Origin of the sequence: Pseudomonas cuatrocienegasensis (assembly GCF_900110925.1) — a bacterium.
In the GTDB taxonomy this organism is placed as follows: Bacteria; Pseudomonadota; Gammaproteobacteria; order Pseudomonadales; family Pseudomonadaceae; genus Aquipseudomonas; species Aquipseudomonas cuatrocienegasensis.
In genome coordinates this window covers 139,843-156,255 of the sequence record NZ_FOFP01000003.1, presented here as the reverse complement: position 1 = coordinate 156,255, position 16,413 = coordinate 139,843, and the positions used below count along the sequence as shown (strand labels likewise).

Sequence of the window (16,413 nt, the reverse complement as noted above, 5' to 3'; positions counted from 1 at the left end):
CCCCAGATATGTGGGAGGGGCTTTAGCCGCGATGCCAACCCAAGGACCCTGCATGAGCCAACCCCAACACTTGCGTAGCGACTACCGCCACTTCCAGCCGATCACCACGCGCTGGCATGACAACGATGTCTACGGCCACGTCAACAACGTCACTTACTACAGCTATTTCGACAGTGCGGTGAACGCCTACCTGATCGAGGTCGGTGGCCTGGATATCCACGAGGGCGCGGTGGTGGGCTTCGTGGTCAGCTCCAGTTGTGACTACTTCGCCTCCATCGCCTTTCCCGAGCGGATCGAGGTCGGTCTGCGTGTCGGCAAGCTGGGTAACAGTTCGGTGCAATACGAATTAGCGGTGTTCAAGGCGGCAGAGGAGCAGGCCTGCGCGGCAGGGCGTTTCGTGCATGTCTTCGTCGATCGCCAGAGCAACCGACCCGTACCGATCCCGGCGCTGTTGCGCGCAGCGCTCGAGCCTTTGCAGGTGGTTGAGGTGGAATAGTGAAAAGGCTATGCCTGAGCTAGCTGTTGCATCCATGTAGGCGCGATTTATTCGCGAAATTCGCGCTGCCATCGCGAATAAAGGCTAGTGCGGATGATCGTTGAGCCAGCCTTCCAGCAACAGGGCGGCGGCCAGGGCATCGACCGGGCGTTCGCGGTAGCCGCTGTTCTGCCCTTGCTGCAGGCGCTGGCCCTTGGCTTCATAGGTGGTCAGGCGTTCGTCGTGGGTGTGCACGGGCAGGTTGAAGCGGCCGTTGAGGCGCCGAGCGAATTTCTCGGCGCGCTCGCTCATCTCGCTTTTTGTGCCGTCCATATTCAGCGGCAGGCCAACGACGATGGCGTCCGGCTGCCACTCCTTGAGCAGGGCTTCGACTTTCTGCCAGTCGGGCACGCCATTTTGCGCCTTGAGGATGCACAGTTCGCGCGCCTGACCGGTGATCACCTGGCCGACGGCGACACCGATCTGTTTGGTGCCGTAGTCGAAGCCGAGCAACAGGCGCAGCGGTTTAGCGGTCGCGGTGCTCATGTAGAAGCTCCTGATTGTGCGGGCATCAGGCGTGTCCGGCCTGGGAGGTGAGCAGCGCGAGGGTGACACCCAGGCGCGCAGCAGCAGCGTCCAGGCGCTGATCGAAGGGGGTCTCGAAGAGAATCGCCGGGTCGGCCGGGCAGGTTAGCCAGGCGTTGTCGGCCAGCTCTGCCTCCAGTTGGCCAGCGTCCCAGCCGGCGTAGCCGAGGGCAATCAGATAGCGCTCGGGGCCACTGCCGTCAGCAATGGCGAAGAGCACGTCCTGGGATGTCGACAAGCCCAGCTCGCCCAACTCCAGGGTGGCCTGGAACTGCGGACCAGTGGGGTGCAGGACAAAGCCGCGGTCGGTCTGCACCGGGCCGCCGGCAAAGATCGGCAAGCTGTGGCAGAGCATCGGCGCGGCATCGTCGGGGCGTAGTTGCTCGAGGACGTCGGCCAGGGTCAGCCCATTGGGTTTGTTGATCACCAGGCCCATCGCGCCCTGATCGTTATGCTCGATCAGGTAGGTGACGGTTTGCGCGAAATGCGGATCGACCATGTGCGGCATGGCAATCAGGAAATGATGCTTGAGGAAGGTGGGCGCTGAGTTCTTCATGGCCGCTAGTTTGAAGCGGCAAGCCTCAGGCTACAAGCCATCCCTACGTAGGCCCAGTGCCGTTGTCGCTAATTGCTCGACAGTCGATCGCCACGTTCGAAGCGCCAGGTGCGGATGATTTCCAGGCGATCGATGTCGGCCAGGTCGCCGGTGAACGGGGCGAAGGGGGCGGCCAGGCGGACGATGCGCAGGGCGGCCTGGTCCAGCAGCGGCTGGCCGGATGATTCCAGGACCAGTACTTCAAACAGCGTGCCGTCGCGGTTGATCGATACCAATAGGCGCAGGCTGCCGTAAATCTGCTGGCGCCGGGCGGCATCCGGGTAGTTGAGGTTACCGATGCGCTCGACCTTCTTGCGCCACTCATCCTTGTACCAGGCGCCCTTGTCGCGCATGGTCGACGCTGCGTTGAGGCGGTGGATCTTCGGCCTTTTCGCGTATTGCTGGATGTCCTGGGCCAGTTCGGCTTCCAGGCTGGCGATTTCCGACGACAATTGCGCGGCGTCGAATACTGGTGCCTCGCGCGTTGGCGGGGCAGGCGGTGCTTCTTCACGCTTGACTGGAGTTTTCTGCGCTTGCGGGCTGCGCGTGGCGACCGCGGCTTTTGGCGCTTCCTGACGAGCGGCCGGTGGCTGCGGTGCGGCGGGCGGTGTCACGCGGTTGACCTGAGTGTCCTGGAAGGGTGCCTGCTCGGTCGTGGTCGGTGCGGCCTTGTGTTCCAGGGTGCCGCTGCCCTGCTGGTTGTCCTGGGCGAGAAAGTCGGCGTCTTTGGGCGCTTGCTCGCTCTTGAATGTCGACAGGGTGATTTCCAGGGTTTTGCTGACCTGGCTGGGGTCGGCCAGGGAAAAGCCGACACCGAGGATCAGCGCTGCATGCAGCACGGCGGCGAGAAACAGGGTAAAGCCCAGGCGATCCGCCGGGCGTACGCCGGCGGGCTGGGAATCGGTGAGGTCGGCAGCTGCGTTCATCGCGTTGTGGGTCCGCTCAGGTTGCCGCGCAGTCTGCCGAGGGTAGGCTTAAAAGTCTATGAAGCACTGCGCGCTGCGAGCTTCTCGGCAATGCAATCCATCAGGCGTTCGCCGATGCGTGTGTCATAGGCCGCATCGATCTCGCGAATGCAGGTCGGGCTGGTCACGTTGATTTCAGTCAGGTGCTCGCCAATCACGTCGAGGCCGACGAACAGCAGGCCGCGCTCGCGCAGGCTTGGGCCGATGGCTTCGGCAATTTCGCGATCACGAGCGCTCAGCGGTCGAGCTTCGCCGCGTCCGCCGGCGGCGAGGTTGCCGCGTGTCTCGCCAGCGGCCGGAATGCGCGCCAGGCAGTAAGGTACCGGTTCACCGTCTATCATCAGGATGCGCTTGTCGCCATCCTTGATGCCGGGCAGATAGCCCTGCGCCATGATTTGCTGGCTGCCATGCTCGGTCAGGGCCTCGAGGATGACCGACAGGTTGGGGTCACCTTCGCGGTGACGAAAAATCATCGAACCGCCCATACCATCCAGGGGTTTGAGAATGATGTCACGGTGCTCGCGGGCAAACTCGCGCAGAATGTCGGCACGGCGGCTCACCAGGGTGGGCGGTGTGAATTGCGGAAAACGCGTGGCGAAGAACTTTTCATTGCAGTCGCGCAGGCTTTGCGGGCGATTGACCACCAGTACGCCGGCTTCTTCCGCCTGCTCCAGCAGGTAGGTCGAGTAGACGAACTCGTTGTCGAAGGGTGGGTCCTTGCGCATCAGGATCACATCCAGTTCCTGCAGTGGCAGGTCTTGCTCGGCCTCCAGGTCGAACCAGTGCTCTGGGTTGTGGTGTACGGTCAGCGGGCTCATGCGTGCACGGGCCTGGCCCTTGCTCTGGTAGAGATCCTTTTGCTCCATATAGAAGAGGGACCAGCCCCGCGCTTGGGCGGCCAGCAGCATGGCCAGCGAGCTGTCTTTCTTGAAGGCGATCTGGGCAATGGGGTCCATGACAATGCCGAGGCGAACGCTCATGGGGTATTTCTCCGGTTGAAGGCGCCGTTTTTCAAGGGTGCCGGGCGATTGCAAAGCGTCAGGGTGGCGCTGCCGGGGCGGGGGGTCAAGGAAAAAACCCTAGCCCTGAGCGGCTTATAGCTTGCATAGGTAGAGTGTGCTAAAAAGGCCCGACGATCGGGTTGCAGCCCGTCGGTGGCAAGGCCTCAGGCGCACTGGATAACGAAAAAACAACGACTCACCGAGGCAATGGTAGGGCAAACATGGAACAGCATTCCGAGGGTTTGAGGGTGATGGTTATCGACGATTCGAAAACGATTCGTCGTACCGCCGAAACCCTGCTGAAGAAGGTGGGTTGTGATGTGATCACTGCGGTGGACGGTTTCGATGCCTTGGCAAAGATCGCCGACACCCACCCCAACATCATTTTCGTCGACATCATGATGCCGCGTCTGGACGGCTATCAGACCTGTGCGCTGATCAAGAACAACAGTGCTTTCAAGTCCACCCCGGTGATCATGCTGTCCTCCAAGGACGGCCTGTTCGACAAGGCCAAGGGGCGCATCGTGGGCTCCGATCAGTACTTGACCAAGCCCTTCAGCAAGGAAGAGCTGCTCGGGGCGATCAAGGCCCACGTCCCTGACTTCGTTCCGGTGGAGCAGGCATCCTGACGTGAGCGTTGGCTCGCGTCTTTTCACGTATTGGGAAACACCATGGCTCGAATTCTGATTGTTGATGACTCGCCGACCGAGATGTACAAGCTCACGGCCATGCTGGAAAAGCATGGTCATCAGGTGCTCAAGGCTGAGAACGGTGCTGATGGCGTGGCCCTGGCCCGTCAGGAAAAACCTGATGCCGTGCTGATGGATATCGTCATGCCGGGCCTCAATGGCTTCCAGGCGACCCGTCAATTGACCAAAGATGCCGACACCAGTCACATCCCGGTGATTATCGTCACCACCAAGGACCAGGAAACCGATAAGGTTTGGGGTAAGCGGCAGGGTGCCAAGGATTATCTGACCAAGCCGGTCGATGAAGAGACACTGCTCAAGACCTTGAAGGCGGTTTTGGCCGGTTGATGCCGGACGGGTCCGCTATTCATTAAAACAAGAAGGCCATGTTTGGCATGTCGGACACACAAACGCCATTTCAGCTACTCCTCGGAATCGACCAGCGCTGTCGGGCGCTGGCGGCTGGTCTGCCTTCGCAACAAGCGACGGTACAGACCTGGAGTGGTATAGGCTTTCGCATGGGTGAGCGGTTGTTCGTGGCACCGATGGGTGAGATCGGTGAAGTTTTGCACGAGCCCCGTTACACCTTGCTGCCTGGCGTGAAGAGCTGGGTCAAGGGTGTGGCCAACGTGCGTGGGCGATTGTTGCCGGTGATGGACCTGTGTGGTTTTTTCGGTAACGAGCTATCGCCGCTGCGCAAGCAACGGCGCGTATTGGTGGTCGATCACCAAGAAGTATTCGCGGGGCTCACGGTCGATGAAGTCTTCGGTATGCAGCACTTCGTGGTCGATACCTTCTCCGAGCAGCTACCGCCGCTCGAAGCGTCCATCCAGCCGTTCATACACGGCCTTTTCCAGCGCGAGCAGGCTTGGCTAGTCTTTAGTCCGCATGCGTTGGCGCAGCATCCGGCATTTCTTGACGTGGCGTATTAAACGATTTTCGGTTGGGTCGGCACTGTCGGCCTTTTGGCGTTACATGGGTACCGTAGTGCGGTCGGTCCAGGCGGGGGCCAGTTAATGAATAAATTAAAAGCAGGCAATATGTTCGCGGGTACGCGCAGCAGTTCGTTGATTGCAGGGCTGTTTATCGTCCTCATCGTTTCCATCGTGCTGTTGTTCGCCAACTTCGCCTACATCAACACACAGTCCAACTACGATACGGAATACATCAGCCACGCGGGTGAGCTGCGCGTGCTGTCTCAGCGTATCGCCAAGAACTCCACCGAAGCGGCTGCGGGTACGCCTGAGGCGTTCGCCCTGTTGCGCGATGCGCGCAATGACTTTCAGACGCGCTGGGGTTACCTGACCGACGGCAACCCGGCAAGCAGCCTGCCGCCGGCACCGGCCTCGGTGCAACCCCAGATTGCCGTTGTGCAGCAGGACTGGGACAGCTTGCGGCAGAACACCGACGCCATTCTTGCCAGCGAACAGACCGTTCTGTCGTTGCACCAGGTTGCTGCGACGCTCGCCGAAACCATCCCGCAGTTGCAGGTCGAGTACGAAGAAGTCGTCGACATTCTGCTGGAAAGCGGCGCGCCGGCAGCTCAGGTTGCCGTGGCACAGCGTCAGTCCCTGCTGGCTGAACGAATTCTCGGTTCGGTAAACAAGGTTCTGGCCGGTGACGAGGATTCGGTACAGGCCGCCGACATGTTCGGTCGTGACGCCAGCCTGTTCGGTCGGGTGCTGGCTGCGATGCTCGAAGGCAACGCTGCCATGGAGATCGCTCAGGTTACCGACGAAGAAGCGCTGGAGCGTCTGACAGAAATCTCCGAGCTGTTCGAGTTCGTATCGGGCTCGGTGGACGAAATTCTCGAAACCTCGCCTGAACTGTTCCAGGTTCGTGAGTCGGCGAACGGTATCTTTACCGTCTCGCAGACCCTGCTGGACAAAGCGTCCGACCTTGCTGATGGCTTTGAAAGCCTGGCCGATGCGCGGGCGATCAACACCCTGGCCGGTTACCTGTTGGGCGTGCTGGCGCTGGCCTCGATCATCCTGATCGGTATCGTCATGGTGCGTGAGAGCAACCGCCGGCTGGCCGAAAACCTGGAGAAGAACGAGCGTAACCAGACGGCGATTCTGCGTCTGCTCGACGAAATCGCCGACCTCGCCGACGGCGACTTGACGGTAGCCGCGACGGTAACCGAGGACTTCACGGGTGCCATTGCCGACTCGATCAACTACTCCATCGACCAGCTGCGTGAACTGGTGGCGACCATCAACATGACCGCCGTTCAGGTAGCCGGTGCTGCCCAGGAAACCCAGGCCACGGCGATGCACCTGGCCGAGGCTTCCGAGCACCAGGCCCAGGAAATTGCCGGTGCTTCTGCGGCAATCAATGAAATGGCCGTGTCGATTGACCAGGTATCGGCGAACGCCTCGGAGTCCTCCGCGGTAGCGGAACGTTCCGTAGCCATCGCCAACAAGGGCAACGAAGTGGTGCACAACACCATCACCGGCATGGATAACATCCGTGAGCAGATCCAGGACACCTCGAAGCGAATCAAACGCCTCGGTGAATCGTCCCAGGAGATCGGTGACATCGTTAGCCTGATTAACGACATTGCTGACCAGACCAACATCCTCGCCCTGAACGCCGCGATCCAGGCCTCCATGGCCGGCGACGCGGGCCGCGGCTTCGCTGTTGTAGCGGACGAAGTACAACGCCTCGCAGAACGTTCGTCTGCTGCAACCAAGCAGATCGAGGCGCTGGTCAAGACGATTCAGACCGACACCAACGAAGCCGTTATCTCCATGGAGCAGACGACTTCCGAAGTGGTACGCGGTGCGCGTCTGGCGCAGGACGCCGGGGTGGCACTGGAAGAGATCGAGAAGGTATCCAAGACCCTCGCGGCCTTGATTCAGAACATCTCCAACGCCGCTCGCCAGCAGGCTTCGTCGGCGGGCCATATCTCCAACACCATGAACGTGATCCAGGAGATCACCTCGCAGACCTCGTCCGGTACTACGGCAACCGCCAAGAGCATTGGTAACCTGGCCAAGATGGCCAGTGAGATGCGCAAATCGGTGTCGGGCTTTAACTTGCCGGATGGCGAACAGGTCTGACCCCGCTGCTGCGGTGGCCTGAACGGGCCGCTGCGCAGGGGCTATGGTCATGAGCGAGGGGCACGACATGCAGTCAGGCGTCTGGGCCTTGCAACCGCTGGCAGATATGTCCGCCAGCGAGTTTCGTGCCTGGCAGGCGTTGCTTGAGGAGCGTACCGGGCTGGTGATTACCGAGCAGCGACGCACTTTCTTGCAGACCAGCCTGAGTGCGCGCATGCGCGAGTTGGCGGTCAGTGACTACGCCAGCTATTACCAGCAGGTGCTCGACGGGCCGCGCGGTGCGGTGGAGTGGTCGACGCTGCTGGATCGTCTGACTATTCAGGAAACCCAGTTCTTCCGGCACCCGGCTTCATTCGAGGTCCTTGACCAGTACCTGCGACAGCGTCAGGCGGCGGGCCTTGAGCAGCCGCTGGCGTTATGGAGCGTGGGCTGCTCAAGTGGTGAGGAGCCTTATTCGCTGGCCATCAGTGCAGCGCAGGTACTCGGTATGGATGCCGCGTTCGGAGTCACTGGCACGGACATCAGCCTGAGCGCCCTGAACAAGGCCCGTGATGGGCTGTATGCAGCACGCAAGCTGGAACGGATGGAGGACGGGCTACGCCAGACGTACTTCACCGAGACTGCGGATGGACGTTTCAAGATCGTTGCGGGCCTGGCGGCGCAGGTGTGCTGCGCCCGGCTCAATGTGCTGGAACTGGCCAAGGCGCCAATGTCCGGCATGGATGTGATTTTTTGTCAGAACTTGCTGATCTATTTTCGCCGCTGGCGCCGCCGCGAGATCCTCAACCGCCTGGCTGAATGCCTGGTGCCGGGTGGTCTGCTGGTCGTGGGAGTGGGTGAGGTGGCCGGTTGGCAGCACCCGGATCTGGTTCCGGTGGCCGATGAGCGAGTGCTGGCGTTTACCCGCAAGGGATAAGGCAGAAGAGCCAAGTTTATGAGTGGAGTGGCTATGGGTGATCGGCACGACTATGTCGCCCTGGAGTGGGTCAAGGGCGAAATCGCGGAAACCCTGAAGCAGGCGCGCCAGGCCCTGGAGGCGTTCGTCGAGAACCCTCAGGATTCGACGCGCATGCGCTTCTGCCTGACCTATGTGCATCAGGTGCAGGGCACCTTGCAGATGGTCGAATTCTACGGTGCAGCGCTGCTGGCCGAAGAAATGGAGCAGTTGGCGCAAGCCCTGATGGAAGGGCGTGTGACCAACCAGGGCGAGGCGCTGGAAGTGCTGATGCAGGCCATTCTGCAGCTGCCGGTGTACCTGGATCGCATCCAGACAGCCCGCCGCGACTTGCCAATGGTGGTCCTGCCGCTGCTCAACGACCTGCGCGCCGCGCGCGGTGAGAAGCTGCTCTCGGAAACCAGCCTGTTCGCCCCCGACATGTCAGCGCGCCCTGCGCAGCTGTCGGCTGAGTCGCTGAGCCAGCTAGGTACTGCCGAACTGCCGGCGCTGCTGCGCAAGTTGCGGCAGATGCTGCAGGTGGCATTGGTCGGGGTCGTGCGCGGCCAGGACCTGCCCGTCAACCTGGGCTACATGGCACGCGTCTTCGCGCGCCTGGAAAATCTCTGTAAGGATGCGCCGCTGGGGCCGCTGTGGCAGATCACCTCTGGCCTGGTCGAAGGCCTGGCCGCGGGTAGCGTGAGCAACGGTACCTCGGTGCGCACGCTACTGCGTCAGGTCGACAAGGAGCTCAAGCGCCTGGTCGAGCAGGGCGCTGCTGGCTTCAATCAGCCGGCCCCGGATGAGCTGGCGAAAAACCTGCTGTTCTATGTCGCCAAGGCTCCCGCTCAGTCACCGCGTATCAGCGCGCTCAAGGAACACTACCGTCTCGACGACGCATTGCCCGATAGCCAGGTCGTAGATGAGGAGCGCGCGCGTCTGGCCGGTCCTGATCGCGATGCCATGCGTTCGGTGGTCGGCGCCCTCTGTGAGGAGCTGGTGAGGGTCAAGGACAGCCTTGATCTGTTCGTGCGCAGCGACCGCCAGCAGGTGAGTGAGCTGGACAGCCTGTTGGCACCCCTCAAGCAGATTGCCGATACCCTGGCCGTGCTTGGTTTTGGCCAACCGCGCAAGGTGATTGTCGACCAGATCGAGGTGGTGCAGGGCCTGGCGACAGGACGGCAAGCCCCCAGCGATGCGGTGCTGATGGATGTCGCCGGGGCGCTGCTGTACGTCGAGGCGACCCTGGCAGGCATGGTCGGGCCGGCCGAGGAAGGTGGGCGCGAAGAAAGCCACCTGCCCACCACCGATGTGGCGCAGATTCATCAGTTGGTGATCAAGGAAGCGCGCAACGGCCTGGAACAGGCCAAGGACGCGATCATCGAGTTCATCGCCTCGCAGTGGAACCACGAGCACCTGGCACGGGTTCCCGACCTGTTGACCCAGGTGCGCGGTGGTCTGGCGATGATCCCGCTGCCCCGTGCAGCACAGTTGCTCAATGCCTGTAACCGCTACATTCAGGAGCAGTTGCTGGCGCGCAAGGCCGTGCCCAACTGGCAGAGCCTCGACACCCTGGCCGATGCCATCACCAGCGTCGAGTATTACCTGGAGCGGCTGGCCGAAGACCACGCGACCCAGGGCGATCTGATTCTCGATGTGGCCGAGGAAAGCCTCGAAAGCCTGGGCTACCCGCTCACCGAGAAACCGTCGATCCTCGATCAAGTCGCGCCGGAAAGCGCGCCGGAACCTGCCCCGCTTGACGATCCGCTGAATGACATCGAAGTCCTCGATGCCGCATCCGATTTGCCGCCGCTCGACAGCGTCGAGCCGCAGAGTGAAACGCTGGACAGCGTGCCGGACGATGAGCTGACGCTGGCATTCGACGAATTGCCAGGTGTCACGCTCGAAGAGCCAACCCTGGAGTGGGACTTGCAGCCGCTGGACGAGCCTCTGCTGAGCCTGGATGAGCCGGACCAACTGCCCGAATTGCCCGTCCTCGAACTGGACGAGATGCCTGCAGAGCAGGGGCTGGGCGAGGCCTTGTTGCTGGACGAGCTGCAACCGGATAGCAACAGTGCCGATGAACTGAGTGACCTGGCACAGTGGAGTGCCGCCGAAATGGACGCGCTCGATCTGCCGGAGGTCGATCTTCCGGCCGCGCCAGAGCCCGTGGTCGAGCCCGTCCAGACTGAAGACAAAGCGTTGTCGATGGCCGATGTCATGGCCGCACCCGCCCAGGCAATCAACCCGCCGGCCCATGACGTACCACCGAGCCTGCTGCCACCGCCGCCTGACGAAGAGCCGATCGACGACGAACTGCTGGAAGTATTCATCGAGGAAGCTGGCGAGGTTCTGGAAACCATTGCCGAGTTCCTGCCGCGCTGGATTGCCGATAGCAACGACAAGGATGCCCTGACCGAGGTCCGCCGGGCGTTTCATACGCTCAAGGGCAGCGGCCGCATGGTCCGTGCGCTGATCATTGGTGAACTGGCCTGGTCCATCGAAAACCTGCTCAACCGGGTGCTCGACCGCAGCATTGCGCCGGATGAGGCGGTGCATGACGTGATCAATCAGGTAGTGGCCCTGATGCCGGCCCTGGTCGACGAATTCGCGGCCAAGGCCCAGCGTCAGCGCGACGATGTCGATCAGTTGGCCAGCCTGGCCCATGCTCTGGCGCGAGGGCAACGCCCCCCAAAACCTGAAGCCCCGGGTGCGGTGGTCGCCGAGCCCGAGGGCGTCAGCGAAGCTGCCGTGGAGGATGGGGAGGTTCTCGATCCGCAGTTGCTGGAGATCTTCCGCAACGAGGCCGAGACCCACCTCGATACACTCAATACGTTTCTTGCCGAGTGCGCCCGCGAAGTGCCGCAGCCGGTGACCGATGACCTGCAGCGCGCCCTGCATACGCTCAAGGGCAGCGCTTACATGGCCGGCATTCTGCCGATCGCAGAGATTGCCGCGCCGCTGGAAAAAATGGTCAAGGAGTTCAAGACCAACCTGATCCCCATGGACCTCGCCGAGGCTGAGCTGCTGAGTACGGCTGAGCAGCTGTTTCGCGCCGGCCTGGCCCAGCTGGATGATGCGCCCCTGGCACCGCTGCCGGGTGCCCCCGAGTTTCTTGAGCGCGCCCAGGCCCTGCACCAGGAGCGCCTCGACAGCGCTGAGTATGACCGCCAGGAGGGTCAGGGCGATGGCCGTGACCCGCAACTGATCGGGATCTTCCTGGCCGAGGGCATGGACATTCTTCTGGATGCCGAGGGTCTTTTGCGTCAGTGGCGCGAGCACCCCTCCGAGCGCCAGGAGCTCAGTGCTCTGCTCGATGAGCTGACAACGCTGGGTCGCGGCGCGGAAATGGCCGAGCTGCCACAGATCGATGAACTGTGTGAAGCCTTGCTGGACCTCTACGGCGCCGTTGAAGAAGGCAGCCTGGCAGTTAGCGAACGGTTTTTCAGCGAGGCTGAAGCGGCGCACGAAGCCCTGATCGGCATGATGGACCAAGTGGCGGCCGGCCTTCAGGTCACGGCCCAGCCTGACCGGGTCCAGGCCCTGCGTGACCTGCTGGACGAAGCCCTGGACCCCAGCACCCTGGCCTTGCTTACGCCGGGCGCCGATGGTGTGCAGGTGGTCGAGCTGGATGCAGCCACGGCGGCGATCGAGGCGCAGCTGGATACGGCTGACGAGCCCTTACCGCCATTAGCGATGGTCAGCGACAGCCTTGACGAGGAAATGGTCGATATCTTCCTTGAGGAAGCTGTGGATATTCTCGAGAGTGCCGGCAAGGCGCTGGAGCGCTGGCTGGCCGAGCCCGATAACCGGGTGGCGCTGTCCTCCCTGCAGCGGGATCTGCATACCCTCAAGGGTGGCGCGCGGATGGCCGAAATTCGCCCGATCGGTGACCTCGGGCACGAGCTGGAATCGCTCTACGAAGGCCTGATGGATCGGCGCTATAGCCACTCCCCAGCCCTGGCCGAGCTGCTGTTGAGCAGCCACGACCGACTGGCGACATTGCTCGAACAGCTGCAGGGGCGCCAGGTGCTGCAGCAGCCCAATGAGCTGATCGAGGCCATTCGGCGTTTCCGTCAGGGCGACAGTGCACCGCTGGCGCTGTTGGACGAGCCGCTGCAACCTGAGCCCGAAGCCGAAGCCGAAGCCGAAGCCGAGCCAGATGCAGACGCTGAAGAGGCGCCCGATGAAATCGTGGTGGCTGAGCCAGCAGCTATTGCTGAATCGTTCGCCGAGCCTTTGCCGGCGGAGCCGGAGCGTGATCCCGAGTTAGTCGAGATCTTCCTCGAGGAAGGTTTTGATATCGTCGACAGCTCCAGCGCGGCTCTGCAGCGCTGGATGGATGACACGAATAACAGCCTCGAACTCGAAGCCCTGCAACGTGACCTGCACACCCTCAAGGGTGGCGCACGCATGGCCGAGATCCGCGAGATTGGCGATCTGGCCCATGAGCTGGAGTTTCTCTATGAGGGGCTTGCCGACGGTCGTCTGCGCGCCAGCGCGGGTCTGTTCGAGCTGCTGCAAGCCTGCCACGACCGTCTGGCGCAGATGCTTGAAGCGGTCCGCAGCAAGCAGCCGGTTCCGGATGGGCAGGCGCTGATCGAGGCTATCAAACGCTTTCGTGCCAACCCGGACGAGCAACTGAGCATACCCACTGCGGTGCAGCTCAGGGCTGCTGCGCCGAACACCGGGTTGGACGATGACGAGTCCGACATTCTCGATATATTCCTCGAGGAAGCTGATGACCTGCTCGAGGTCATGGAAGCCTCCATTGGGCGCTTCGAAGCCCAGCGCGATGATGGCCGCGCCATCGACGATATTCTGCGGGTGCTGCATACCCTCAAGGGTGGTGCTCGGCTGGCTGGGCAGAAACGCCTGGGCGACCTGACCCACGACCTGGAAAGCCACCTCACCGAGGCGCAGCAGCAAGGCGCGCCCTGGCCGGAGAGCCTGTTCCTCGACCTGCAATCCGGCTTTGAGGGCTTGCAGACAGAGCTTGATCAACTGCGTCAGCGCCTGCTGGCCAGCCAGGCCGCCGATGTTCAGGCGCCTGGTGATATCCAAAGCGATGAAGAACTGGCGCTGACTCCGTCACCTGCCCCGCAGGCCCATGTCTCGCTGATTGCAGCCAGCGAGGCCGTGGTGCAAAACGATGCGCCCAGGGTCTTGCCGTTCGTGCAGCGTGCCGAGCAGGCGGCCCAGGAAGCAGCATCACGGCGGGCTCCGCAGGAGCTGGTCAAGGTTCCTGCCGAATTGCTGGAGGGGTTGGTCAACCTGGCGGGGGAAACCTCGATCTTCCGTGGTCGGGTGGAGCAGCAGGTCAGCGACTTCGGCTTCACCCTGAGTGAAATGGAAGCGACCATCGACCGTGTGCGCGACCAGTTGCGCCGTCTGGATATCGAGACCCAGGCGCAGATCCTCAGCCGCTACCAGTCCGAGGTCGAGCGCGTCGGTTACGAAGACTTCGATCCGTTGGAGATGGACCGTCACTCTCAACTGCAGCAGCTGTCGCGGGCGCTGTTCGAGTCGGCGTCTGACTTGCTCGACCTCAAGGAAACCCTGGCCACCCGTAACCGCGATGCGGAAACCCTGCTGTTGCAACAGGCGCGGGTCAACACCGAGCTGCAGGAAGGCCTGATGCGTACGCGCATGGTGCCGTTCGACCGTCTGGTACCGCGCCTGCGCCGTATCGTGCGGCAGGTTGCGAGCGAGCTGGGCAAGCAGGTCGAGTTTCTGGTCGGCAACGCCGAGGGTGAAATGGACCGTACGGTGCTTGAACGCATCGTTGCGCCGCTCGAACACATGCTGCGCAATGCCGTCGACCACGGTATCGAGCCGGCGCAGGTGCGGCGCGACAGCGGCAAACCGGAGCAGGGCAGCATTCGCCTGAGCCTTGGTCGTGAGGGCGGTGATATCGTCCTGACCCTGGCTGATGACGGTGCCGGCATCAAACTCGACGCGGTACGCCGCAAGGCCATCGAGCGCGGTCTGATGGACGCTGATGCTGGCTTGAGCGATCACGAGGTTCTGCAGTTCATCCTCGAGGCCGGTTTCTCAACTGCCGAGAAGGTCACGCAGATTTCCGGGCGCGGCGTTGGTATGGATGTGGTGCACTCGGAGGTCAAGCAGCTTGGCGGCTCGATGAGCATCGAGTCGACGCCGGGCGAAGGCACCACCTTCACCATTCGCCTGCCGTTTACGGTGTCGGTCAACCGCGCCCTGATGGTGCTGTCCGGGGAGGACCTCTACGCCATCCCGCTGAATACCATCGAAGGCATCGTGCGGGTTTCGCCTTACGAGCTGGAAGCCTATTACGGGCCGGATGCGCCGCGCTTCGAGTACGCCGGTCAGGCCTACGAACTGCGTTACCTGGGCGATCTGTTGAACAACGGCCAGCATCCCAAACTGGTGGGCCAGAGCCTGCCGTTGCCAGTCATCCTGGTACGTTCCAGCGAGCATGCGGTGGCCGTACAGGTCGACTCCCTGGCCGGCTCGCGGGAGATCGTGGTGAAGAGCCTCGGCCCGCAGTTTGCCGGGGTGCACGGGATTTCCGGTGCGACCATCCTCGGCGACGGCCGTGTCGTGGTGATTCTCGATCTGCTGGCAACCATTCGCGTACTTCACGCCCACCTGCAGAACCAGTTGCAGCCGCGTCTTGCCGGGCCGTCCAGTGCGTTGCCGGAAGTCGAAGCCGAGCGGCCGACCTTGGTCATGGTGGTCGACGACTCGATCACCGTGCGCAAGGTCACCAGTCGTCTGCTGGAGCGCAACGGCATGAACGTGCTGACCGCCAAAGACGGTGTCGACGCCATCGCACAACTGCAGGAACACAAGCCGGACATCATGTTGCTGGACATCGAGATGCCGCGTATGGACGGCTTTGAGGTCGCCACCCTGGTGCGCCATGACGAGGGGCTCAAGGACTTGCCGATCATCATGATCACCTCGCGTACCGGCGAGAAGCACCGTGAGCGCGCGATGAGCATCGGCGTCAACCAGTACCTGGGCAAACCCTACCAGGAGTCGTTGTTGCTCGAGACCATCGCGCAACTGGTGCACAGCCGGCCGGTGGGTGAGCCATGAGCGAGAAAATGACGGCGCGTATTGCGGTGATTGCCGACACCTCGCTGCAGCGCCATGTGCTGCAGCAGGCACTGACCGGTAGCGGTTATCAGGTGGTGCTCAACAGCGATCCGGCGCGCCTCGATGAGGCTCAACTGGTCGCCTGCGAGACGGATTTATGGCTGGTCGACCTGGCGCAGTTGGAAGACTCGCCGCTGGTCGACAACCTGATGGAAAGCGCCACGGCACCGGTGTTGTTTGGTGAAGGGCATGCCCCGGAGCGCCACTCCGAGCATTACCCACGCTGGGAGCGACGGCTGTTCGGCAAGCTGAAGAAGCTGGTCGGTGATCCCTCGGCCGCTGTTGGGCCGAGCCTGCAGACCCTGTTGGGCGAGGCCCAGCGGCCGAACCGGCTTGAGCTGCCCCGTGCCCTGGCCGATACCCCGCTGGTGGCCGGTGAACCCGCGCGCCAGGTCTGGCTACTGGCTGCTTCGCTGGGTGGTCCCGCTGCGGTGAAGGCCTTCCTTGATGCATTGCCCGGTGGTTTGCCGGTGGCCTTTCTCTACGCCCAGCATATCGATCCGGCGTTCGAGTCCGTCCTGCCCCAGGCGGTAGGCCGGCATAGCCAGTGGCATGTCAATCCGGCCCGCGATGGCGACAGCCTGCGCTGTGGCGAGGTGGTGGTGGTGCCGATCAGTCAGGAGCTGAATTTCAGCGACGAGCGTTGCATGCAGATCAGTGCACGAAGCTGGCCGGAGCCTTACAGCCCGTCGATCGACCAGATGATGCTCAACCTTGCCCAGGCCTATGGCGACCAGTGCGGTGTGATCGCATTCAGCGGCATGGGCAGTGATGGCAGTGCCGCTGCCGCCTATGTGCGCCGACAAGGTGCGGCCATCTGGACCCAGCGTGCCGACACCTGCGCTGCGCCGAGCATGCCGGAAAGCCTGCGCGAGGCGGGTTATAGCAGTTTCAGTGCCGAGCCCCGGGAACTGGCCGAAGCCTTGGTCAATCACCTGGCCGAGCAGTGCCCCAACTAGGAAGT

12 protein-coding genes are annotated in these 16,413 nt (G+C 62.4%); 8 read left to right on the top strand and 4 right to left on the bottom strand.

Annotation, left to right across the window (positions count from 1 at the left end):
- Positions 1-52: 52 nt before the first annotated feature.
- On the top strand, positions 53-496 hold the full coding sequence (locus BMW49_RS05730; protein WP_069516379.1) for an acyl-CoA thioesterase: 444 nt from the start codon (positions 53-55) through the stop codon (positions 494-496).
- Between the two features lie 84 nt (positions 497-580).
- On the opposite strand, the gene ruvX is transcribed toward BMW49_RS05730, so the two are convergent.
- From ruvX to gshB, 4 genes are all read right to left on the bottom strand, one after another.
- Positions 581-1,021 (bottom strand): Holliday junction resolvase RuvX, encoded by a 441-nt coding sequence (gene ruvX, locus BMW49_RS05725; protein WP_069516378.1) that lies wholly within the window; start codon positions 1,019-1,021, stop codon positions 581-583.
- Positions 1,022-1,046: 25 nt separating this feature from the next.
- Positions 1,047-1,616 carry a YqgE/AlgH family protein gene (locus tag BMW49_RS05720; RefSeq protein ID WP_069516377.1) on the bottom strand — a complete coding sequence of 190 codons (570 nt, stop codon included), beginning with the start codon at positions 1,614-1,616 and terminating at the stop codon, positions 1,047-1,049.
- Positions 1,617-1,684: 68 nt separating this feature from the next.
- Positions 1,685-2,581 (bottom strand): energy transducer TonB, encoded by an 897-nt coding sequence (locus BMW49_RS05715; protein WP_069516376.1) that lies wholly within the window; start codon positions 2,579-2,581, stop codon positions 1,685-1,687.
- A 56-nt stretch (positions 2,582-2,637) separates the two neighbouring features.
- Entirely contained in the window at positions 2,638-3,600 is a 963-nt protein-coding gene (gene gshB / locus BMW49_RS05710) for a glutathione synthase (protein WP_069516375.1), read from the bottom strand.
- 242 nt (positions 3,601-3,842) lie between these two features.
- On the opposite strand from gshB, the gene pilG reads away from it, so the two are divergent.
- The 7 genes from pilG to BMW49_RS05675 all read left to right on the top strand — a co-directional run bounded on the left by pilG (position 3,843) and on the right by BMW49_RS05675 (position 16,408).
- On the top strand, positions 3,843-4,250 hold the full coding sequence (pilG, locus tag BMW49_RS05705; protein ID WP_069516374.1) for a twitching motility response regulator PilG: 408 nt from the start codon (positions 3,843-3,845) through the stop codon (positions 4,248-4,250).
- Positions 4,251-4,292: 42 nt separating this feature from the next.
- Positions 4,293-4,658, top strand: a complete 366-nt coding sequence (pilH, locus tag BMW49_RS05700; protein WP_069516373.1) for a twitching motility response regulator PilH — start codon at positions 4,293-4,295, stop codon at positions 4,656-4,658.
- Between the two features lie 47 nt (positions 4,659-4,705).
- Complete coding sequence (locus BMW49_RS05695; protein ID WP_069516615.1) at positions 4,706-5,242, top strand: chemotaxis protein CheW; 537 nt, start codon at positions 4,706-4,708, stop codon at positions 5,240-5,242.
- An 84-nt stretch (positions 5,243-5,326) separates the two neighbouring features.
- Complete coding sequence (locus tag BMW49_RS05690) at positions 5,327-7,372, top strand: methyl-accepting chemotaxis protein (RefSeq protein ID WP_069516372.1); 2,046 nt, start codon at positions 5,327-5,329, stop codon at positions 7,370-7,372.
- 67 nt (positions 7,373-7,439) lie between these two features.
- On the top strand, positions 7,440-8,288 hold the full coding sequence (locus BMW49_RS05685) for a CheR family methyltransferase (protein ID WP_069516614.1): 849 nt from the start codon (positions 7,440-7,442) through the stop codon (positions 8,286-8,288).
- A gap of 33 nt (positions 8,289-8,321) precedes the next feature.
- Positions 8,322-15,389, top strand: a complete 7,068-nt coding sequence (locus BMW49_RS05680) for an Hpt domain-containing protein (protein ID WP_069516371.1) — start codon at positions 8,322-8,324, stop codon at positions 15,387-15,389.
- Positions 15,386-16,408, top strand: coding sequence for a chemotaxis protein CheB (locus tag BMW49_RS05675; RefSeq protein WP_069516370.1), 1,023 nt, complete (start codon positions 15,386-15,388; stop codon positions 16,406-16,408). The genes BMW49_RS05680 and BMW49_RS05675 overlap by 4 nt, the downstream gene beginning before the upstream one ends.
- The last annotated feature ends 5 nt before the right edge of the window (positions 16,409-16,413 follow it).